This is a genomic window from Labrys sp. WJW (assembly GCF_001676615.1).
Classification (GTDB): Bacteria; Pseudomonadota; Alphaproteobacteria; order Rhizobiales; family Labraceae; genus Labrys; species Labrys sedimenti.
This window is the reverse complement of the sequence record NZ_LYXZ01000021.1, coordinates 84,316-106,660: the sequence shown is the minus strand read 5'-3', so window position 1 is coordinate 106,660 and position 22,345 is coordinate 84,316. Positions and strand designations below refer to the sequence as shown.

Annotated in this window: 16 protein-coding genes; 8 read left to right on the top strand and 8 right to left on the bottom strand. The window is 61.0% G+C overall.

Going from position 1 to position 22,345, the window contains the following annotated elements:
• Positions 1 to 170 precede the first annotated feature (170 nt).
• The gene (locus BA190_RS35255; protein ID WP_082979751.1) at positions 171 to 617 is read left to right on the top strand and encodes an NADAR family protein; all 447 of its coding nucleotides are present in this window, start codon (positions 171 to 173) and stop codon (positions 615 to 617) included.
• 38 nt (positions 618 to 655) lie between these two features.
• Here BA190_RS35255 and BA190_RS14970 read toward each other — a convergent pair whose 3' ends face one another.
• The 8 genes from BA190_RS14970 to tssH form a co-directional block, all read right to left on the bottom strand.
• Positions 656 to 940 carry a hypothetical protein gene (locus BA190_RS14970; protein ID WP_068288638.1) on the bottom strand — a complete coding sequence of 95 codons (285 nt, stop codon included), beginning with the start codon at positions 938 to 940 and terminating at the stop codon, positions 656 to 658.
• 38 nt (positions 941 to 978) lie between these two features.
• Positions 979 to 5,454 carry an RHS repeat-associated core domain-containing protein gene (locus BA190_RS14965; RefSeq protein WP_162275112.1) on the bottom strand — a complete coding sequence of 1,492 codons (4,476 nt, stop codon included), beginning with the start codon at positions 5,452 to 5,454 and terminating at the stop codon, positions 979 to 981.
• Positions 5,455 to 5,701: 247 nt separating this feature from the next.
• On the bottom strand, positions 5,702 to 6,130 hold the full coding sequence (locus BA190_RS35250) for a PAAR-like domain-containing protein (RefSeq protein WP_082979749.1): 429 nt from the start codon (positions 6,128 to 6,130) through the stop codon (positions 5,702 to 5,704).
• Complete coding sequence (locus BA190_RS14960) at positions 6,127 to 7,287, bottom strand: DUF2169 domain-containing protein (protein ID WP_068288632.1); 1,161 nt, start codon at positions 7,285 to 7,287, stop codon at positions 6,127 to 6,129. The genes BA190_RS35250 and BA190_RS14960 overlap by 4 nt, the downstream gene beginning before the upstream one ends.
• Positions 7,288 to 7,439: 152 nt before the next feature.
• Positions 7,440 to 9,962, bottom strand: coding sequence for a type VI secretion system tip protein TssI/VgrG (gene tssI / locus BA190_RS14955; protein ID WP_068288630.1), 2,523 nt, complete (start codon positions 9,960 to 9,962; stop codon positions 7,440 to 7,442).
• A gap of 118 nt (positions 9,963 to 10,080) precedes the next feature.
• Positions 10,081 to 10,587: a hypothetical protein gene (locus BA190_RS14950; RefSeq protein ID WP_068288627.1), complete on the bottom strand. Its 507-nt coding sequence runs from the start codon at positions 10,585 to 10,587 to the stop codon at positions 10,081 to 10,083.
• A gap of 123 nt (positions 10,588 to 10,710) precedes the next feature.
• Positions 10,711 to 11,187, bottom strand: a complete 477-nt coding sequence (locus tag BA190_RS14945; RefSeq protein ID WP_068288623.1) for a type VI secretion system tube protein Hcp — start codon at positions 11,185 to 11,187, stop codon at positions 10,711 to 10,713.
• Between the two features lie 42 nt (positions 11,188 to 11,229).
• On the bottom strand, positions 11,230 to 14,001 hold the full coding sequence (gene tssH / locus BA190_RS14940) for a type VI secretion system ATPase TssH (RefSeq protein WP_068288621.1): 2,772 nt from the start codon (positions 13,999 to 14,001) through the stop codon (positions 11,230 to 11,232).
• A gap of 371 nt (positions 14,002 to 14,372) precedes the next feature.
• On the opposite strand from tssH, the gene tssA reads away from it, so the two are divergent.
• From tssA to tssF, 7 genes are all read left to right on the top strand, one after another.
• On the top strand, positions 14,373 to 15,434 hold the full coding sequence (gene tssA / locus BA190_RS14935; protein WP_082979748.1) for a type VI secretion system protein TssA: 1,062 nt from the start codon (positions 14,373 to 14,375) through the stop codon (positions 15,432 to 15,434).
• Positions 15,435 to 15,580: 146 nt separating this feature from the next.
• Entirely contained in the window at positions 15,581 to 16,096 is a 516-nt protein-coding gene (gene tssB, locus BA190_RS14930) for a type VI secretion system contractile sheath small subunit (RefSeq protein ID WP_068288619.1), read from the top strand.
• Between the two features lie 26 nt (positions 16,097 to 16,122).
• Entirely contained in the window at positions 16,123 to 17,604 is a 1,482-nt protein-coding gene (gene tssC, locus BA190_RS14925) for a type VI secretion system contractile sheath large subunit (protein ID WP_068288616.1), read from the top strand.
• An 81-nt stretch (positions 17,605 to 17,685) separates the two neighbouring features.
• A complete protein-coding gene (tssC, locus tag BA190_RS14920) occupies positions 17,686 to 19,074 on the top strand; it encodes a type VI secretion system contractile sheath large subunit (protein WP_068288613.1) in 1,389 nt (462 codons plus the stop codon).
• Positions 19,071 to 19,892, top strand: a complete 822-nt coding sequence (locus BA190_RS14915) for a type VI secretion system accessory protein TagJ (RefSeq protein WP_068288610.1) — start codon at positions 19,071 to 19,073, stop codon at positions 19,890 to 19,892. Before tssC (BA190_RS14920) ends, BA190_RS14915 begins: the two co-directional genes overlap by 4 nt.
• On the top strand, positions 19,885 to 20,394 hold the full coding sequence (tssE, locus tag BA190_RS14910; RefSeq protein ID WP_068288604.1) for a type VI secretion system baseplate subunit TssE: 510 nt from the start codon (positions 19,885 to 19,887) through the stop codon (positions 20,392 to 20,394). The genes BA190_RS14915 and tssE overlap by 8 nt, the downstream gene beginning before the upstream one ends.
• Positions 20,387 to 22,165, top strand: coding sequence for a type VI secretion system baseplate subunit TssF (tssF, locus tag BA190_RS14905; RefSeq protein ID WP_068288603.1), 1,779 nt, complete (start codon positions 20,387 to 20,389; stop codon positions 22,163 to 22,165). The genes tssE and tssF overlap by 8 nt, the downstream gene beginning before the upstream one ends.
• The last annotated feature ends 180 nt before the right edge of the window (positions 22,166 to 22,345 follow it).

Here is a 22,345-nt window from a genome sequence, read left to right as displayed (position 1 = left end):
ATTCGGGTGCCGTACACTTCTGGCCAGGATTTATATCGCGTTTCGTCGATCTCCTAACTATTTAGGCCTACATTCCAAAAATAAATAATAGGATTTTATCCTAACTTACTATCCAAGAACGACATATTTTGCTAAGTTGGAATATAATAACTTCATATGAGAGTGTCACGATGCTTGAGAATGAGATAAAATTTAACTCAAAAAGCAAAGAATATAATTGGCTGTCTAATTTCTATGAATGTAATATTTGCTTGGAAGATAAAATTTGGTTAACTGTAGAACATTATTTTCAATCTATGAAATTTTTAGATAAAGATTATCAAAACACCATTCGATTAGCCCCGTCGGCAAAAGAAGCCAAAATCTTAGGAAAATCTAGAAAGTATGCTATACATGATGATTGGGATATTCGTCGAATTTCTATAATGGAGACCGCGCTAAAAGCAAAATTCTCGGATCCAATACTAAGAAAAAAACTTATCGACACATACCCAAAATTTTTAATTGAAAGCTCGATGTTCGATTATTTCTGGGGGAGTGGTAAGAACGGGAAAGGTAAAAACGTCCTCGGCAATATGCTGATAAATTTAAGAGAGGAATTATTAGCAAAAACGTGATCAAATTCAATAGTATTTAAATTATCTACAGCCTATGCCTAAGGCAATAAAATCTCACGAATTTCGTCCGATAATAAAATCCACCTTTCATATGCCACTCTATAAAAATCAATATTATTCTGAAAGCTTCCCTCCGACGAACTAAATACCAGAGCGATGTCGACCAAAAGACTCGCGACCTCCCTATCAATCAACCTGCCGTTAAGTGAAGATTTTAATAAACTTATCAAATCTTCTGAAAAATCGACAAATTCTTGATCGCTAAATATCTCCCCATAGCGAATTTTATTCATAAAGTCCAATATTTTTACTTCCGATTCCATGTTTTCCTAACCTCCTATTTTGATCTAAGGAATACTACTTATTTTATGGCACTTATAGCCTCTCTTGGAATTACGCCTTGTATTAAAACCTCTTGCGACGAATTCGCGAAGTTCTTTGCTGTAACCCCTTTCATGACACCAGGTTGGGTAGTATCAATTATTATGCCTTGAATCTTGGAAGGCTGAATCGCTATAATTCTATTTCCTGTTTTTTCAGCCCACTTCCGAGCTACATCAAGATCTTTGGTTGTAGAAATAAATTGTGAAGCCCATCCTGGTTTACTGCCGTTTAATACATGCCCAGTTGGCGTGTATGCTGCATTTGGATTTCTTGCTACCAGACCCACATCCGGATTTTCGTCCGGACGTATCACTCGATACAGAGGAGCCTCGGCTGACAACCCCAAGGCATCCACCCACGATAGTGGCCTAGTTACATATCCGTGTGGTCGATCTCCTCCCTCTAATCCGATAGCATCAGGACCGGTATATTGCCCAACAAAAGGGTCATAATACCTATGTCGATTATAATATAGCCCAGTTTCCTCGTCTTGCCATTGTCCTTGAAAACGGATTGGGCAGATGCAGGCTTGGAATGTATCTTCAGATACTGCTTTTAACGCCAGATTGCCGAAAGCGCGGCGAACTGTGCCGCCTTGGGGTAAATAGTTATTCGCATAGTCGTCGTTTTCCGCTTGAGATGCTGCAACCCTGACTCCGCGTATAAGACCCCAGGTTGTGTAGCTCGCCGCCCACTGCACCTTGCCGCGCTCATCGATCATTTCTCTCGGCATACCGAGATGATCGGTGACCAGGTAAAGCAGTCTGCCGGCGTCTTCCTGCCAGTTTCCATCCGGGCGTTGTACGCGTTGCGGTGGCTCCTGCTTGGCCAGAGGCCGGAAACTGCCCGGCTCGTAATGCCAACGCGTGGCTCGATGCCAGTCGATGGCGCCATCGAGCCGCAGTGGCGCTTCTTCCGCGACGACATCGCCATCCCAACTGTAGGCAACACCGATGATCGGCGGCTTCTCCCTATCATCGTCTGACTGCCCGGGCAGGCCACCCCGGCACTCGGAAGGCGGCGGCAGCAGGCTGCTGGCATAGTCCGGCGTTACGCGATTGGCGGCGATCAGGTCCGGGTAGCGGCCTGCATGGCTTCTTGCCTCAGCCTGGGTGAGTTCCCGCACTTTCCACACCCGCCGCCCGAACGGGTCGTAGCCATAGCGCCAGATGTCTCCCTCCGGCGTAATGCACTTCACCAACCGGTCATGCCCATCCCACTCGTAGCGCCAGACCTTGGGCCGGAAGCCGTTGCGCTCGACCTTACGTTCGGTCACCCGCCCACAGGCATCATGGCTCAGGGCGAGCCGTTCCCCGCGCGGGCCACGAGCGATCCGCACCACGCCGCCCGGCGTGTTGCTCCAGGCCGTTAGCTTGCCGAGCGCCTCGCCGAAGCCGTGCAACTTATCGGCGCCGGCCGCCGCCGTGCCGACGAGATTGCGTGCCGCGTCATATTCGAAACGCTCGCGCAGTTCGTCGCCGGTGCCCTCGCCTGCCTTGGTCGCCACCACCTGGCCATTGGCGTCGTATTCGTAGCTGGTCTCGCCCCACAGCCCATCGAGGATGGCGAGCGGCGAGTTGGCGCGGTCCCAGCGATAGCGGCGCTCGATCCCCGGGTCACGCCCAGGGATTGGGCTTGCGCTTCGGGAGAAAGCCTCGCCGAACGCCGCCTGGCGTAGGTGCTCAGCCGGATCACCACCACCGGTCTGCTCGATCAGCTGGCCTACCGCGTCGTGCCGGCTCGTCAGTTGGAAGCCGGCAGGGCTGGAACGCCGTGCCTCCCGCCCCAGCGCGTCATGCTGGAAGGACAGCGGCGCATGACCGTCGATGGTCAGGTTCTCGATCAGGCCCAGCGGATCATGACTGTACCTGACCAGGCTTTCGCCCGGCTCATCGGCCCTCAGCGTCACGAGCCGGCGCTCAGTCCGCCGGCCCATCGCATCGAGCTTCACCTCGACCCGCCGTCCGTTCACCGTCTCGGCGACGATGGCGCCATTCTTGTCTCGTTCATACTCGACCAAGGAGGCGCCGTTCTCGGCCTTGATCACCAGGCCGCACCCGTCATACCAGAACCGCGTCACGTCCTGGGGAACGTCTTCGGGCTTGGCCTTCGGGGCGAAGGTTTCGATACGGATGACCCTGTCTGTCCTGTCGTAGCCATAGACCAGCCGCCCGCCATCGGGCTTGATCGCCTCGATCACCCGCCCGCCGGCATCGCGCCGGTAGCGTGTCACCCGCCCGTCGAAATCCTCCTCCTCGATCACCCGGCCCACGACGTCGCGGTTGAGGGCATAGACCCGCCCCATCGCGTTGGTCACGGCGATGAGGCGTCCCTCACTGTCATAGCCGAAAGAGAGTTCGCCGCCCTTGGGATCGGTGATCGCCTCCAGCACCTCGAAGGCTCCGAAGCGATAATGCCATTGTCGCCCCTCGCCATCGCTCACCGAAGCGAGCGAGCCCTCGGCATCGAAGCGCCGGCCGATGCTCACCCCATCCGGCCGCGTCAGCCGTGTCGGCGTGGCAAAGCCGCCGGCACCGGCTTCGTAGTCGAGCCTGGTGACGCCGCCGAGCGCGTCCACCCGTTCCACCATCCGCCCGAAGGCGTCATAACCAAAGCGCGTCAGCCCGCCCTTGGCGTCGCGGATCTGCGCGAGGCGGCCGTATTCGTCATAGGCGCGAGTTTCCTCAGTTCCATCGGCAAAGATCGTTTTGGTGAGGCGCCCGCGTTCGTCGCGCTCAAACCTCGTCGTATGACCTTCCGAATCCGTTTCACAAATCACATTGGCATGATCGTCGTGCTCGTACCGCTTCTTGTTGCCCTCGCCGTCCGCGACCATGAATAACTCGTCATAATCGCCCCAGAAGTAGGTACTCACTCGCCCCTCGGCGTCCACTGCCTCCTTCACCCGCCCACGAGCATCGTACCGTGTTACCGTCTCATGCCCCAGTGGATTAATGGTCGAAATCCGAAAGCCGTTGCCGTCGTAACGATGCGTCACCTTCCCGCCCAACGCGTCGATCTCAGCGGTAATATTTGCATTTGTGTCATAGTCGAAGCGCTGTGCTTGAGCCTCATCGCCTGCCGGCAGATAGGTTGTCTGCCGGTGCTCTCCGTCATAATAAAAGCGGTCATCGTTCCAGATGCCGTTGGTGGCCGTGTGGATAACGCGCCCCTCAGCATCATAGGTGAAAGTCGTCTCGGAACGTCGAGTTTGGTTATGCCAACGCGCGACCAGATCTGCATGTGCTTGCCACTCGTAACGCACCGACATGCCGAACATACAGTCAGCCGAGACCATGCGGCCCTTATGATCATAGGCATACCGAACCAGCGTCTGCGACACACCATCGGTGCCAATCAGTGTTATGGCGAGCCGCCGCCCTTTGACATCGTTCTCGAAAACAAGCGCGAGGCCATCCGGCCCCTCAATCCGGTTCAATACACCGGTCTCGGCATCCCGGGCGAGCACCAGCTCGAACCCGTTCATTTCCACGATCTTGTCGAGCCGATAGAAGCCGTCGCCATATTGCCGGAAATGTTTCGTAAGCCGCCCGTCGCGAAGTTCAAGCAACTTCAGCCAGGGCGCTTTCAGTTCCAGATGCGGGCAGGCTGAATTAACCGAGGGCAAGAAGCCGAATGGCCTCTCGAAGCGGATCCGTTTACCGTCCGCGCAATGAAACATCAGTTCACCGCGCGCCGGATTGGAAAAGATTTCATCAAATGCCGAGATTTGGCAGGGTCCCAACGGACTCGTATACCGGGTCGGCAGGCCGAGCTTCATCCCCATATAGCGCGAGCCATCAAGAGAGAGGCTTGCGGGAATAAGAAAATCCCTCCAAGTCTCCAGATATTCGCCAGTGGCAACCGAAACCGGCTCGCCCACAAGAGGAGCGAATTTACCCACTATCGTTTTCGTGGCGAGCCCAAGCCCTTCTCCTGCCGCTACCCCTCCATACATCCGCCCCAAATCAACGGCGCCTGTCCCCTGCGCAGCGCTTTCGTCCGCATTGAGAGCAGCGGTTTCCAGTGCATCCCCCGGATGCGTCACGGTATCTTTTATTGCTTTTACTACATTACCAGGTTCAGTAAAAACATAATATATCCCCTTGGGAGTATCTATGAAAGCACCTTGAAGCGTTCCCTTTCCAATGTCCTTCACCGTAGACCCAAACTTCGACAGAAAGGCCATCGGTGTATCGGCTATTGTTATAGCCTCGCCACCATTTTGAATTCTATTATAATTCGCGATAGAAGGTCGTATGCTTCTTGCTATTTCTTGTGGAGGATAGTTATGATCATATCCAAATTTTCTGTAGAATTCTATTGTATCTACCGCTTCGTTTAAAGCTTTTTGCTTGTGCTCCAACTCTGATGGGTTATTTTCAATTCCCTCTTTCGCCTTGTCTGATAATTTTCGTGAAAAAACCGTTGTTTTAGCGGTAGCGTCTACCAAACACAGAGCGTTTCCGTTCGCGTCTCGAGTAGCAATGCATTGCCCAAGAATTTGCCTCTCCTTGGTCCTGACATTATATCGCCCTCTCAATACTTTGAGATCATCTTCAAACGGTGACTTTTCGGCAGGCGTAGGAGTATTGGTAGACGGAGAAGGAACAGAACCATCGTCAGCCATAAGACATCCTTACATGCATTAGCTTATATTTATCGAAACCCAGGTCAAAAATTATGAAATCACGAATATATTACTCAACACCTCTACCAAACGAAGGGATTAATTTCTCCGCTTCGCTCTTTTGAGGCTCCCGCGGTCCAGCATCAGGCCGATTGATCCAGGCTTCCTGCATGTGCGCCCAGGTCGCAAACCCCTCCGAATAGACGAAGGTCGAAGCAATATTTACGAGCGCGTAACCCTTATAACCCGGGCTAACGACACCGCGTTCGGTACCTGGTTCGTGCCCAGTTACTCCCGGAACGGCAGTATTCAGTTGGCAATCAAACTTTCCGTTGTCACGTACCGATTTCGAATAGCGGACCGCCTTGTCGAGCGTCACCATCGAGGAATAGGCAACGGGCCTCACTCCGCTTCCTACTGGTGTCAGGCACACGTCCGGCCCTTTTGAAGCGATGACGTTTGAAGCGCATTTGCGCGCTGAAACCCTAGCTTGGCTCATGCCGCGCTCCTTTCTCGGAGGCTTCTACGCAGATCAGAGGCTGAAACTGCTTTGATCACACGTTGGATAATGGCTGCTTCATAGACCTGCGGCTCGAAATTTACCCGCCATGACAGGAATACACGCCAGTCGCGCCAAGATTCGGCGTCGATATCGAGAAACACCGTATCGAGCACCATATCCTGGCGATTGTCACTACCATCTTCACTGACGAAATCGACGAATATGCTTTCGCTCGGCAGATTGAAGGCCAAGGTCTCCCGTCCCATCGCTAGTCCGGTGAGTGTTACCCGCTCGCCGCCCTTCAGATATGGCCTGACGATCAAATCGGGATGCGCAGAATTGTGATAGGCGAAATCATAATCCACTGGCCATTTAGGCCAAATATTGTCGATCCAGTTCTGATCGTAAGTTCCGCCTAGGGGATAGCGTGGCTCCCAGGCCGGTGGAATTGGCCCTAGATTCTGGGGCACATAGGCCGTGTAAGGCTCGGTAATCGGTGCCTTCGAATCTTCAATCTGTGGTGCGGGCACTTCCTCTGTGTGATCGGTCCATTCCCGGTCGAGCTTGCCACGACCGATTGGGTTGCGCGCGTCTGTATCAAAGAGTGCATTACCGGCCTCATCTGTGCCAGCGGCGATTTCACCACCGTAGGCATATTCATACCGGAGCGGCAATTGCGTAATCGGCGCGGGTTCAGTGAGCCGCCATTCAAGAAAATATTCCCGATATGCGCGCCAATTGGATTTAGCACTATCCCGCATCGGTCCCCGCCAGATCGGCTCCCACCAACGTGGGCCGGTGACACGCAATTGCTTGTCGAGGAGGAGCCGCTCTCCATTCGTGATTTTCATTCCGCAGAACCAAGACGGCGTGGGCCTGTTGCCCGGCGCATGTGCGGTCGCGTTGACGATGATATCCGTCGCGGGCTTGTTCGGCACCATATCCGAGGGATGCCACAGGGATGAGATATTCAAAGCGCCGTGCGTCAGATCGGTGAACACCAGTGGTGCCTGCTCTTCAGCAATGAGTAAACGACCGGAAGGGGCAAGTTCATAGGTCGCTTTGACGATGATGACCCCAAAGTCGCGATTTTGATTGTCCGCGCTGTAATAGCGAAAATTGGGATAAGGTGTGTGATTGACGAGCTTGGGCATGGTCAGTTCTCGTGATTGATTGTGGGTATCACACACGTGGACGGTTTGGTTTTCGTGGCGACAGCAGAAGATAACTGGCAACCGAATACGTAGGTAACGGCATATCCCTCCAAGTCGCGAAAACCATTCCTCATCGTCTCATCTCCATCCTTTCAATTGTTGTCTTGCATAGGTGTAATAAGTTGAATGTGCGTATCACCCTCAACGTAGATGCGTATGCCTTTGATTAGAATTGTGCCGTCAGACTTCATTAGAAATACAGATTTGGGTTCCTTCCCGTCATTTCCGCCAACTTCGACAAGAAGCTCTTCACCGACCCTTACCCGCTTGGTATGGCCGACTTTCTCTATCGACACCTGCCCCACAGTCGACACCTTCGCCGTCCCGATCTGCTCCGAACTCGCCACCCCCACATTCTTGACCTGCATCCGCCCGATGGTCTGGCTGAGCACCCCTCCGCCCAGCAGCCCCCCCAGCGTGCCGAGAGCGGCTGTACCGGCCGCCGCCATCGGGGCGCCGCCGGCCTGGAACAAGGCCTGGGGGGCGACATTCGCCGCGGCCTTCAGGCCCTGGTCGAAGAGGCCTGAGGCGACGCCGAGCACGTTGTTCATCAGGGAGCCGGCAATTCCCCCGGCAATACCGCCCTGCCCGCCGGCATCGGCTGGCGGCGCGAAAGGCGGGGTGGAGAGGATGCCGCCGGGTGATGCTTCGCCGCCGCTTCCCCCCGCCGCGGGAGCGCCGCCTCCGGAACCGAATCCGCCCCCCAGCCCACCCAGCGCCGCCTGCGTCACCGCCGAAGCCGCCGCGCCAGCGGTCTTCGAGGCGGCACTGCCCGGCTGGCTCGCAGCCGCCTGCGCCGCGATCGCCATGGCCTGCTGCAGCATGCCCGCGCTCTGGCCCATCAGCCCAGCGAGCGGCGCCAGCAGGGCGGCCGCGCCCATGCCGGTGGTGGCGCCCACCACCTGGTTGAGCCCACCGCCGACCTGGTGGTTCATGTTGGCGCCCACGGTGAGCTGGTGCTGCTGGCCATAGGAATGCAGGGCGCTGGCATCCACCGTGTGGATCTGGTTGTTGAGCACCTTGCTCGTCATATCCTTCTGGGCATGCAGGTGGAAATTCTCCTGGCCCGGCGCGTCCTCGAAGGAGAATTCGTTGAACTTGGTCGGGTCCTTGGATTTGTAGGTGTTGGAGCGGAAGATGCTCTTGGTCTTGTGCTCGGGCAGTTGGTAGGGCACCTGCTGGCTGGCATTGGGCACCAGCGCGGTGATGATCGGCCGGTCGGGGTCGCCGCCGAGATAGGAAACGATCGCTTCCATACCCACGCGCGGGATGATCTGGCCGCCCCAATTGCCGCCGCCCCAGTTCTGCGCCACCCGGATCCAACAGGTGTCGGTGCCGTCCTTCTTGGCGCGGCGGTCCCAGGGGAACCACACCTTCACCCGGCCATATTTGTCGGGATGGATCTCCTCGCCCGGCGGGCCGGCGATGATGGCAATGTCGGTGCCGTCGATGCGCGGGCGCTGCGTCGAGCGGTGGGGCGTCGCCGGCACCCGGCTCGGCAAGGCGATGAAGCGGTTGGAATATTCCGGCTCGCCCTCATTGGTCTCGTAGGAGCGGTCGCGCGCCACATGCACGATCTGGAAGGTGACGTGCTCCTCATAGGCATTGCCGGGATTGGCGACGTCATAGGGCTTGAAGCGCCGGCCGGGCGAAAGCGTGCGGATGGAGGAAGCGCCCTCGATGCGCTCGTAATCAGCCTCGGCCGCCTGCATCCTCAGCTTGGACTGGCGCTCCACCCGGTCATTGGCGATGCCTTCCGAGGCACTGTCCGAGCCGTAGCCGCCAACCATCGGGTATTCATAGAGCTCATAGGCCTCGTTGCCCGGCAGCGACACCAGGCTCGGCGTCTCGCCCGAGGGCACGGAGCCGGGGGTGAGGAAGTTCCAGTCCCCCGCCGAGCGTTTGCCGGGCACATAGGTGAAGCTGCGCTCGAACTTGGTGAGGTGGTTGCGGTCGCTCGAGCCCATGGCGAGGCGCACATCGGTCTCGGGCCCGCTGGTATAGCCCGAGACATGCGAGGCGATGTGCATGACATGCTTGGCGGCGACCGAGCCTGCCGAGCCGCCCTCATGCTCGAACCAGAAGAACAGGCCGTCTTCCTCCAGGCGGCGCAGGAGATAGGCGATATCCGTCTCGTTATACTGCACCGAATAGTGTTGGGGCTTGGGTTCGGGGATGACGCCCGAGGTCACCGGCGCCTGCAATTTGTGCTCGGAAAGCAGCGTGCGGGCGACGTCGAGCGAGGTCTTGTCCTGCCAGATGCGGCAGTCCGAACGCTGGCTCATCAGCCAATGCTGGGGCCGGATCTCGAGCTGATAGGAACGCATGCCCCGCGTCACCGGCGGCCCTTCCACCAGGCGCACCACCAGCCCGTTCCAGGTGCGCCGCTCGCCTTGGCCGAGTTCGAGCGAGACGTCGACCAGCTTGCCGACGATCTCGTTCGGCTTGATGTCGGTCTTCTTGGAGCGTACCGCGACATGAAGCGTGAACAAGTCGTTCACCGCCTCGCGCATCTCCACGCGCTCGGGCAGCAGCACGTCGGCGCCCAGCGGCGTCTCGATGCGCAGGATGCGTTCGGCCTGGATATAGGATGCTGAGCTGGCGTCGCCGTCCATCGAATGCCTGTCCCCGTATCATCTGGCCGGCGGCGGTGGCGAGTTCGCCTCACCGCGGGCCTGCCCGTTTCGATCGCAGCCCCCGGCCTGGCGCCGGCGCCGCATGCGAAGTCGATGCTCAGTGGCTGATCCGCTCTCCCAGGAGATAGACCGTCACATAGCTGATCGAGCGGTTCGGCGGCGTCGGGCCGATCCATGGCCCCTGCACCAGCCTGGCCAAGGTCGGCTCCAGCTCGGCGCGGCTGCGGGCCGATTCGAGAAAATAGGCGCTGCGCCACATGAAGGCGCGGGTATCGGCGCCCTGCGCCAGCGAATAGGTCACCTGCATCACGAAGACGGTGTGGCCCTTGGCGTCCATCGCCCGGGAGATCGGCTGATCGTTGTTCTTCAGCCAGGTCCGCAGCGCATAGGTCAGCGAATATTCGTTGAGCAATTCGGAACCCTGGCGGAACAAGGCCGCGGCCGCCCCGACCGTGGCGGCCCTGCCGCCGGCTTCGCGCGGCCCAGGGGCATAGGCGAAGTAATCGAGGTTGGGGGCCCGGCCCATGCGGGCAATGGGCGGTACGTCGGCCGGAACCAGCGGCCTTACGCTGAGCCTTGCAGAGGAAACGCTGAAATCGACCATGCCACTCCCTTGCGATTGTCGTTCGATATGGCTGGAAGGCCCATCCGGAACCGGACCGGAAAGCCGTCGAAAGGTCCGAGGCGCCGCCGGATCGGCGGCGCCCCGTCATCATGCCCGAGGTACTTAGGCAGCCTTCGTCGTGGCCAGATCGTAGGTGGCGATCGTCGGCGAACCGGAGGTGTTGTCCTCGTTGTAGGGGGTGTACTTCACCTGCATCTTGGTGAAGTTGAGCCGGATCGTCTCGACCGGGCGGTCACCGTTCGAATCGACCGAATAATTGGCGAGCAGCGTGTTGGTCAGCGTGTATTCGATATAGGTGTTGCCGGGGCTGCCGGTGGACACCAGATGGATCACCGCCGTCTTGCCCGTGCGGCCCGAGCAGGCTTCCTGGAACAGCCGGGTGGAGGAGGAATCGCTGACCTTGGTCAGGATCACTTCCGAAATCGTCGGCTCGGAGGCTTCGCGGTTGGCGGCCGAACCCGCCGAGGTGTTCATGTTGCGCGAAACGTTCCAGTGAATGGCTTCGATATCCATCCACTTCTTGTGCTGTTCCTGGGTGGCGTCGCCCTGGATACCATCGAGCTGCAGATAAATCGGCATACTACTTCTCTCCTGTTCGAAGTTGAATCGGCTTAAGACAGGTCAAGGCGCTCGCGCCTTTCTGGGTCGTACCGCATCCGAATGAGCCTTCTTGCCATTCGAGGCTGCTTTATCCGCCGGCCGTTTCCTCGGCCTGGCGAATTCCTTGGCGGCCGCCGGCTCAGCGGCAATGCTGAAACGGTCGCCGTCAAATCCGATCTCGATCCGCCCCGCCTTGGTTCCGGCGGTGACCTGATCGAGGAAAAAGGTGGACAGATCCGGCAGGAGTTCGCGCGCGATCATCGCCTCGATGGCACGCGCCCCCATCTCGCTGGTGCCGGCGCGGGCGACCAGGGCCTCGCGCGCGGGGGCCAGCAACGCCACCTCGCTGCCATAGCTCGCCGCGACGCGGTCCCGGATGCGCCCGAGCTGGATGTCGACGATGCCCGACAGCGCCTCCCGGCCGAGCGGCATGAAGGGCAGGATGGTGGTGCGGCCGAGGAAGGCGGGCTTGAACTGCTTCTGCAACTCGCCGAGCAGCAGTCCCTCCAGCGCCTCGCCTTCCGGCATGGTATCGGGATCGGCCGCCAGCGTGGCCAGCAATTCCGAGCCGGTATTGGCCGTCATCACGATGGTGGTGTTCTTGAAATCGATGTCGCGGCCTTCGCCGTCGCGCAGCGTGCCCTTGTCGAAGACCTGGTAGAAGATCTCCTGGACGCCGGGATGGGCCTTGTCGATCTCGTCGAGCAGCAGCACGCCATAGGGCCGGCGCCTGATGGCCTCGGTCAGCACCCCGCCCTCGCCATAGCCGACATAGCCGGGGGGCGAGCCGAGGAGCATGGAGATCTTATGCTCCTCCTTGAATTCCGACATGTTGATGGTGGTCAGATACTGGCTGCCGCCATAGAGCAGGTCGGCAAGCGCCAGCGCCGTCTCGGTCTTGCCGGTGCCGGACATGCCGACGAACAGGAACACGGCGGGCGGGCGGCGCGGATCATTGAGCCCGGCTCTGGCCGTACGCATCGCCGAAGCGACCCGGCCGACGGCACCGTCCTGGCCGATGACCCGCTCCTTCAGGCGCGCTTCCAGCGTCTTGACCGTCTCGACCTGGTCGGTCAGCAGCTTGCCGACGGGAATGCCGGTCCAGCGCGCCACCAGGGCCGCGATCACCTCGCGATCGACGGCGCGCGGCAACAGAGGCGTCTCGCCGGTGAGTGCGGCCAGGCTCCCTTCGGCCTCGGCCAGCGCGGCACGGGCACTTTCGCGGGTGCCGGGCTGCTCGGGGAAAGGCGCGACATTGCCCTCCTCGCCCCCTGACGATGACGGCTCGCCCGCCTCGTCCTCGCCCGACAGGATCGCCTCCAGCCGATCGGCCTCCTCCACCAGGCGGGCTTCGGCCTCGAAACGAGCTTCGAGCGCCTCGATCTCGTCGGCGATGGCCGCCAGCCTCGTGGCTATCCAGCCTTGCCGTTCCAGGCCCTCGGCGCTCTCGGGCTCCTTGGCGAGCCAAGCCGTTTCGACCTCGAGCAATTCACGCTCGCCCCGCAGGGTGCGAATCGCCTCGGGCACCGCCTGGCGGCCCAACGATACCGCCGCCGCCGCCGTGTCGATCAGGCTGATCGCCTTGTCGGGCAACTGCCGGGCCGGAATGTAGCGCGCCGACAGCCGTACCGCGGCAGCCAGAGCCTCGTCGCGAATGCGCACTTTGTGGTGGGACCGGAAAGCGCCGGCGACGCCGCGGAGCATGCGGATCGCGGTTTCTTCGTCGGGTTCATCGACCTTTACCGTCTGGAACCGCCGTGTCAGGGCCGCATCGCGCTCGATGAAACGCTTATATTCGCCCCAGGTCGTGGCTGCGATGGTACGCAGTTCGCCACGCGCCAGCGAAGGCTTGAGAATGTTGGCGGCATCGCCCTGCCCGGCCTGGCCGCCGGCTCCGATCAGGCTGTGCGCCTCATCGATGAACAGGATGATCGGCACGGACGAGGCCTTGACCGCATCGACCACGCCATGCAGCCGGCGCTCGAACTCGCCCTTCACACCGGCCCCCGCCTGCAGGAGACTGAGATCGAGCGACAGCAGGCGGACGTCCTTCAGCATGGCCGGCACATTGCCGGCCGCGATCTCCAGGGCCAGCGCCTCGGCGATGGCCGTCTTGCCGACTCCGGCCTCGCCCACCAGGATCGGGTTGTTTTGCCGGCGGCGCATCAGGACGTCGACGACCTGGCGCAGCTCACGGTCACGCCCGATCACCGGGTCAATACGGCCGGAACGCGCGTCCGCCGTCATGTCCTGGGTGTAAAGCCGCAGGAAATCGCTCTCGCCGGTCACCCCGGCGGTCGGCGGCGTGCCTGCCGGTGCCTGGTCCACATCTGCCGCCTTGAGGTCGGCGAGCGCTGCTTCGACGGCCTTGAGGTCGATGTCCCGCAGGCTCGGGGCCGTGGCCCTCGCCACGATGCGAAGGCTCTGCTCGGTGGCGAGCGCCACCAGGAGATCGCCGAACTCGACGCGGTTGCGCCCGAACTGCAGCGAAGCCACCAGCCACGCCTCACGGGCGAGTGCCAGCACATTCTGCGACAAGGTCAGCTGCGCCTGACTGTCCCGCGACAGGTCGGCGATAGCAAGATCGAGCTCACGCCTGAGTGCCTCGACGCCGATCCCCGCCTGTTCAAATCGCGCCACCAGACCGGACGCCTGGACGAGCCCGCTCAGCCAATGCGCCACTTCCACAGTAGGGTTTGCGTTGCGCACGGCAATGGAGGCGGCTGTCTCAAGAGCGACACGAAGCTCCGGTCCCAACATCCTGACAAGTTGGTTGAGATCGATATTCGGCATCCACGAATTCCACGTAGGTTTTTCTGCTCATGCGCAAGTGCGCCGTAACGTCAATTGAGTTAAGCAGGATTCCTATTTTCCGTCTATAGAGCTATTATTACAAAAGCCAAGATACCGGTACACCACTGTGAGTCTACCACCATAACTGCGGTACGATAGTACATGACATTTTGATGACATTTGCGCGACGTGATTCATATGATTCTTCATCAATTGGAAAACTGTAAGGTAATACCATATACCGTCATTCATTCATCATACGGGGTGTGGCATTGACATTACTGTACCTTTGGAAACAGAATGCTTGAGCCTTTGGAAGCAGACTGCCATCGGGATGTGTCAGGAGTTTAAAGCTTGGGGCCGCTGTGCTGATGGATTTAAGGGAGATTATCTCTCCACTTGGGCAGGATAGCCCTTGCGGAGAGAATATTAGGGTAGCTCCCAAATATCAGGAAAAGTATTATCGGATTAAGGACGCTCGCAATGCTGCTCGAAGCGTCGAGAGAAGTGCGTCTCCGAACGACAATATTCGGCTTACGCCGGCCTGGCATGAGGTCAATGAGCTAGGTCTTCAGATCTTGTCGTCCAACAGCAAGGATATCGAGATCCTTGCCTGGCTTGCCGAGGCGCAGCTCAGATTGCGCGGTTTCGAGGGCCTGCGCGACAGCTTCACCGCCATGATGTCGCTTTTGGACAATTACTGGGAGGAGCTGCACTCCATCGGCGACGACGATATCGAGGAACGACTGGCTCCTCTTGCCGGCCTCAATGGCGTCAATAGCGAAGGGTCCCTGATCCAAGCGATTCGCCTGACCTCGCTGGTTCCCAATGGCAGTTTCGCCCAGCATTCGCTGTGGGACTACCAGCTCGCCCAGCGGGCTGGAGAAACCGAGCGCCGCGACCTCCTGCACGAGGCGGCCACGGAAGCGGGAATGGCCGCCATGGCTTCCCATCTGGCCGTAGTGAACGACTGCATCGATTCCTTTGCCAAGCTGGCGACGGTACTGACCGAACGCTGCGGAGACCGGGCGCCGCCAAGCTCGAACACCCGCAACGTCCTGCAGGAAGTCGCCGCCGCCATCCGGGACCTCACTGGCCTCGGCACGGAGGAAGGCGATGCCACGCCAGCCACCACGGAAATACCGATGGGCAACGCCACCGATCCCGCTCCGGCAGCGTCGGCGCCGCGTCCCCTCGTTCCCGGCAGCATCGGCTCGCGTGAGGAGGCTTTCGAGATCCTGCTCGCCGTTGCCCGCCATTTCCGGCGGACGGAACCGCACTCGCCGATTTCCTTAGCCATCGAAACATTGGTGCGCAGAGGACGCATGGATTTTTCCGAACTGCTGGCCGAGCTCCTTCCCGAGGCGCAGGCGCGCAACGCCGTCCTGACCGCGGCCGGGATCCAGGCCAAGACCGAAAAACGGGACAATTGAGAGACCCTTCGGCGCCGGGCGCATTGAAGCCCTCGTCGCCCTGGCCGTTTCCCGTTCCGAACGACGCAAGAAATTTATCTGCGGCCTAATTTTATCAACGTGCCCAATTTTACCAACGTGCCCTTGGCACAGACAGGAAGACCAAGATGGAAAGCGTTCACGCCAAGCTCGAAAGGGTGCGCAAGCCCCGGGTCCACATCAAGTACGAGGTCGAAACCGAAGGGGCGATGGTGGTCAAGGAACTGCCTTTCGTCGTCGGCGTGCTCGGCGACTTCTCCGGCAACCCCACCCAGCCGCTGAAGCCGTTCGGCGAACGCAAGTTCGTGCAGATCGACCGCGACAATTTCGACGACGTCATGCGCCGCATGACGCCCGGCCTCAACATCGCGGTCGAGAACACCCTGGCCGATGACGGTACCGACCTCGCCGTCAATCTCAAATTCGAGAGCATGGAAGATTTCGAGCCTGGCGCGATCGTCAATCAGGTGCCGGCGCTCAAGGCCCTGCTCGACGCCCGCAACCAGCTGCGCGACCTGATGAGCAAGGCCGACCGCTCCGAGGACCTGGAACGGCTGCTCGAGAACATCCTGCAGAACCAGTCCGACATCAAGCAGCTGGTCGGTGAACTCGGCGGCAACAAGAAGGACGGCTCGGCGAACTGACGCCGCAGCGACACGAGGATCGAGCCATGAATGCCAAGACCCAAGCCAAGCGCGATGTCGTCATCGAAACGACTGCGGAAGAGAACCTGCTCTCCAAGGTGGTGTCGGCCACCCGCCAGACCGAGCCGGACCGCGCCCAGGACCTGCTGCGCACCCTGACCGACCAGGCCCTCAAGGGCACGGTGGTCTATGACCGCAACCTCACGGTGACGCTCAACAACGCCATCGCCGCCATCGACAAGACGATCTCTCGCCAGCTCGCGACGATCATGCAGTCGCCCGAATTCACCAAGCTCGAGGGCGCCTGGCGTGGCCTGAACTATCTGGTGAAGAACTCCGAGACCAGCGTCAATCTGAAGATCCGGGTGCTGAACGCCTCCAAGCGCGATCTCGCCAGGGACCTGTCCAAGGCGGTCGAGTTCGACCAGTCGCGCCTGTTCAAGTCGATCTATGAGGACGAGTTCGGTACGCCCGGCGGCGAGCCGATGGGTGCGATCATCGGCGATTACGAGTTCGACAATTCCTTCGACGACGTCCAGCTGCTGCAGGGCCTGTCCTCGATCGCAGCGGCCGCCTTCGCGCCCTTCATCTCGGCCGCGAGCCCGCGCATGTTCGGCTTCGAGGATTATCGCGACCTGGCTCGCCCGCGCGATCTGGAGAAGATCTTCGAGACGGTGGAATATGCCAAGTGGCGTTCGCTGCGCGAAAGCGACGATTCGCGCTTCGTCACCCTGGCCCTGCCACGCGTGCTCGCCCGCATGCCCTATGGACCGAAGACGCATCCCATCGACGAATTCGGCTATGACGAGACCGGCGATTCCAAGACCGGCGAACTCCCGCACGACAATTATTGCTGGATGAACGCCGCCTATGTGATGGGCACGCGCCTGACCGAGGCCTTTGCCAAATTCGGCTGGTGCACCGCCATCCGCGGCGCCGAAAATGGTGGCAAGGTCGAGAACCTGCCGATGCACATCTTCTCCAGCGACGACGGTGACCTCGATCTCAAATGCCCCACCGAGGTCGGCATCACCGACCGGCGCGACGCCGAACTCGGCAAGCTCGGCTTCCTGCCGCTGTGCCACTACAAGAACACCGACTACGCCGTGTTCTTCGGTGCCCAGACCGCGCACAAGCCCAAGCTCTACGACCGGCCCGAGGCGAATGCCAACGCCGCCGTCTCGGCCCGCCTGCCCTATATGATGGCGACCTCGCGCTTTGCCCACTACCTCAAGGTGATGGGCCGCGACAAGATCGGCTCCTTCATGGAAGCCAAGGATTGCGAAGCCTGGCTCAACCGCTGGATCTCCAACTACGTCAACGCCAATGACGAGGCCGGCGAGGAGACGAGGGCCCGCTACCCGCTGCGCGATGCCAAGGTGACGGTCCAGGAGGTTCCGGGCAAGCCCGGCTCCTACAATGCCGTGGCCTGGATGCGCCCCTGGCTGCAGATGGAGGAATTGACCACCTCGCTGCGCATGGTCGCTCGCATTCCCGCCAAGAACTGAGCCGGCGCAACAGACAGTGAGCCGTGCCGCCGGCGCGTCCGGCGGCACCTTCGGCTTTCCTTCCGAAAGCCATATCCGACGATAGGTTTCGAGAACTTGCTGCGAGGCAGAGCAGATCGGCTCATCGCCCTGATCGACGAGGCGCTGAATCGCCAGGTCAACGCGATCCTGCACCATCCCGAATTCCAGGCGATGGAAGCACGCTGGCGCGGGCTGGCGATGCTGGTGCGCGTCGCCTCGCGCTCGAGCGAGGTCAAGATCAAGTTGCTCGGGCTGAGCTGGAAGGAGCTGGCGCGCGGCATGGAACGCGCTTCGGACTTCGACCAGAGTCACCTGTTCGAGCTGGTCTATAACCGCGAATTCGGCATGCCAGGCGGGGAGCCCTATGGCCTGATCATCGGCGACTATCACCTCTCGCCCACCGATCCCCAGGAAGGCGGCGATGTGGTCGGCACGCTGACCCAGTTGGCCCCGGTGGCGGCGGCCGCGTTCTGCCCCTTCGTGGCCGGTGCCTCGCCGCGCGCGATCGGGCTGGAGAGCTTTTCCGAACTCAACCGGGTGCAGGATCTCAACTGGCTCGACAGCAGCCCCGATCGCATACGCTGGAACCGCCTGCGGACCCATGAGGATACGCGCTTCCTCGGCCTGGTCGCGCCGCGCGTCCTGATGCGCCAGCCCTATGAGCCCTATTCGCGCCGGCGTGATGACGGCTTCCCCTTCCGCGAAGCCGTATCGGCGGATGGCACCAGCCTGCTGTGGGGCAATGGCGCCTTCGCCTTCGCCACCATCGTCATCCGCAATTTCATCCAGTCCGGCTGGTTCGCCGACATACGCGGCGTCACCCAGGACGCCATCGATGGCGGCATGCTGAGCACGGCCGAACTCGCCGCTTATGATTTCGCGACCGAAAGCCAGGGCTTGTCTGCCCAGCCGCCGGTCGAAGTGCGCCTGACCAGCGGCCAGGAACAGCAATTCTGCGATCACGGGCTGGTGCCGATCGGCACCACCTACATGTCCGCATCGGCCATCTTCAACGCCAACCAGTCGCTCCATGCGCCGCAGCATTATGCCAATGAAAATGCGCGCCAGAACGCACGCCTTGCCGCCATGCTGCAATATGTGCTCTGCGCCTCGCGCTTTTCCCACTATCTCAAGGTGATCATGCGCGACCAGGTCGGCCGGCTGGCCGACGCCACCGCGCTGCAGCGCAAGCTCGAGGACTGGCTGTCGGGCTATACGCTCGGCAATGACGATGCCGACCTGCCGCTGCGCACGCGCTACCCGCTGCGCTCGGCGGGCATCGCGGTCGAGGAACTTGCCGGCAAGCCCGGCACCTTCATCTGCACCGTGCGGCTGCAGCCGCATTTCCAGCTCGACGACGTGTCGACCAGCTTCCACCTCATTGCCGAAATGGCGCCGCCGACGAGCGGTGTCGATACGGCCTCCCCGCCCAGAAGGATGACCGCATGACGCTCGCCGCCAGCATCGCCAGCTCCCTGTCCGAAGGCGCCCTGAGCCAGGCGCTCGACCATGCCAAGGACCATGTGCGGGCCCATCCCTCCGACAAGGATGCCCGCCACCTCTATATCGACCTGCTCGTCCTCGCCGGGGACTATGAGCGGGCCGACACGCAATGCAGCCTGGCCGTGACCCTGGCGCCGCAGGACACCATGGGCTTTGCCCTGCTGCGCAACCAGCTGCGCGCCATGGCGGCCCGCAAGGCCTGGTTCGAGGCCGGCGCCGTGCCGGAATTTCCCCAGGGGCCGAGTGCGCTCGACAAGGCCGCCATCGAGCTCGCCATCATCAATCGCGAGGATGGTGTGGCAAGACCCGCGCTGGAAGCGCTGGACCAGCTGCGCGGCGAACAGCCGATGCTGTGGAACGGCAAGCCGGTCGGCGATTTCCGGGACCTCGACGATCGGGTGCCGCATGCGCTCGAAGTCATCATGACGGGCGGCGCCTATCTGTGGATCGACTTCGCCAAGATCGCCTCGGTGGTGGTGGAACCGATCGCCCGGCCGCGCGACCTCGCCTTCCGGCGGGCGGAGCTGTCGCTGATCGACGGCGCTTCCGCACCCGTGCTGCTGCCCGCGATCTATCAGGGCACCGAAGGCAAGGAGAAGCTGTTGCTGGGACGCGAAACCGAATGGGTTGCCGAACCCTCGGGCATCACCACCGGCCGCGGCCAGCGTTGCTTCCTGGCCGGCGACGACCTGGTCTCCTTCCATGACATGCAGACCCTGGGCATGCCGGAAGTCGCACGGCGCAAGCAGGCTGCCCATGGTTGATCCGCTCGAACGGTACCGGGCCCGCGAACAGGTCCTGTCGCGCTCGATCCTCGATCGGTTGCTCGACGCGACACCCGATCTCGCCCAGGATCCTGCCCTCAGCCTTGCGGACCAGGCGCGGGAAATGCGCGAAGCCATCCGCCGCGACCTCGAGGCACTGCTCAATACCAGGCGCTGCCCGACCAGCCCGCCGGACAGGCTGGCGGAGCTCGCGGACGCGCTTGTCAGCTACGGCGTGGAAGGCATCGTCTCGGCCAACCTGGTCACGGACGAAGCCAAGCTGCAGCTGGCGCGCGCCCTCGAGCGGCGCATCGCCCTGTTCGAAACGAGACTGTCGAACATCCGCGTGACCATCCTCAAGAACCGCACCCAGGGCGAAAGAGCGTTGCGCATGCGCATCGAGGCGACCTTCCGCCTCTATGACGGCATGCCGCCGATCAATTTCGAATCGACGATCGATCCCTCCAGCCAGCGCTTCCAGGTGGAGGCAGCCCATGGTTGAGGGGTTCCTGCGACGTTATAATGAGGAATTGTCGGCCTTGCGCCGGCGCGCATCACGGTTTGCCGATGCCTTCCCCAAGATCGCGGGACGCCTGCGCCTGACCGGAGAGGTTGCCGACGACCCCCATGTCGAGCGCCTCATCCAGAGCTTCGCCTATTCGGCTGCCAGGGTGCGCCAGAAGCTCGACGACGAGTTTCCCGAGCTCACCGACGGCCTGCTCGAAACGCTCTATCCGCACTATCTCGCCCCCCTGCCGTCCATGAGCATCGTACGCTTCGCGCCCGGCGAGTCGCTGGCCGCCATGCAGACGCTGCCACGCCACACCGAGGTGCAGGCCGAACCGGTCGGCGGCGAGACCTGCCGCTTCCTCACCACGCAGGATGTTGAAATCGCACCGGTGGAAATAGCCGCGGTGACGCTGTCGGGACAGCCGATCCAGGCTCCCCTTTCCCGCCATGCCGGCGCAGCCGGCTGCCTGCGGCTGTCGATCCGCTCATTGGCGGGGCGCCGCCCGCTCTCCGAGCTCGGCGTCAAGCGCCTGCGCTTCTACATCGCCTCGCCCTGGCGGCAGGCGAGCGCCCTCTACGAATTGCTGGTCAACCACACGCAGGGCATCGCGCTGGCGCGCCACGCCGATGACGACAAGGCGATCTTCCTGCCGGCCGATCATCTCAAGCCCGTCGGCTTTTCGGCCGACGAGACCATGCTGCCCTATCCGAGCACGAGTTTTACCGGCTACCGCCTGCTGACGGAATTCTTCGCGCTGCCGCAGAAGTTCCTGTTCTTCGAGATCGACGGGCTGCAGCGCTGGCATGGCGACGGGCTGGAGATCTTCGTCTATCTCGGCGAGACGGACGGCAAGCTGGAGCGCTCTGTTACCAGCCGGGACCTGGTGCTGCATGCCACGCCGGTCGTCAATTTGTTCCGCCAGACCTGCGAGCCGCTGGCGCTCGACGGCACGCGCACCGAATATCGGCTGCTCTCCGACTCGCGGCGGCAGCGGACACGCGAGATCTATTCCATCGAGAAGGTGACGCTGACGGGATCGAAGGGCGAGCAGCAATCCTGCCAGCCCTTCTTCGGCCGCACCCAGCGTTCAGGCGCTGCCGCCGCCTATTGGCAGAGCTATCGGCGCTTCGACCCCGACGACGGCACCTGCGATCTCGACATCGCCTTCGTCGACCACAACCGCCGTGTCAGCGGCAATATCGATGCCGTGGCGAGCGTCGATGCCTGGTGCCTCAATCGCGCTCTTCCCGAGCGCCTGCCCTTCGGAGGCGGCCACCCGCATCTCAAGCTCGCGCTCGGCAATGAGGCAGTCGGGCGCATCGAGGCGTTGATAGCCCCGACACCCGCTGTGCGCATGAATGACGAGGATGGCCGCAACTGGCGGCTGATGTCGCATCTCCTGCTCAATCATGTCTCGCTGTTCGACAATGGCGGGGCAGCGCTGAAGGACATCCTCTCGCTCTATGCCTTCCGTGATCTGCCGGAGACACGCCAGCTGGTCGACGCCATCATCCGGGTCGAGGCACGGGCCGCCACCGCCCGCATCCGAGGCGGCATGGTCCCCGGCACGGAGATCACGGTGGAGTTCGACCCGGCCGCGATCGACCGCCCTTCCGCCTTTCTGTTCGGCAGCGTGCTCGATCGCTTCTGCGGCCTCTACACCTCGGTGAACAGCTTCACCCGGCTGACTGTCTCCATCAAGGGCCAATCCAAGCCGATCGCCACCTGGCCCGCCCGCGCGGCCGAGCGGCCGCTGCTGTAGGAGGTCATCGTGAACAGCTTTCCTTCGTACCCTGGCGTTGCCCCTCACCCCTACCCTCTCCCCGCAAACGCGGGGCGAGGGGGACATCGGCGTAGCGCTTACAACGCAAGGGAATCATCTCGCCCGACCGTTGGGCGAGACCCAATGCACTGGGAAATCACAGCGGCGCTTACGCCCCCC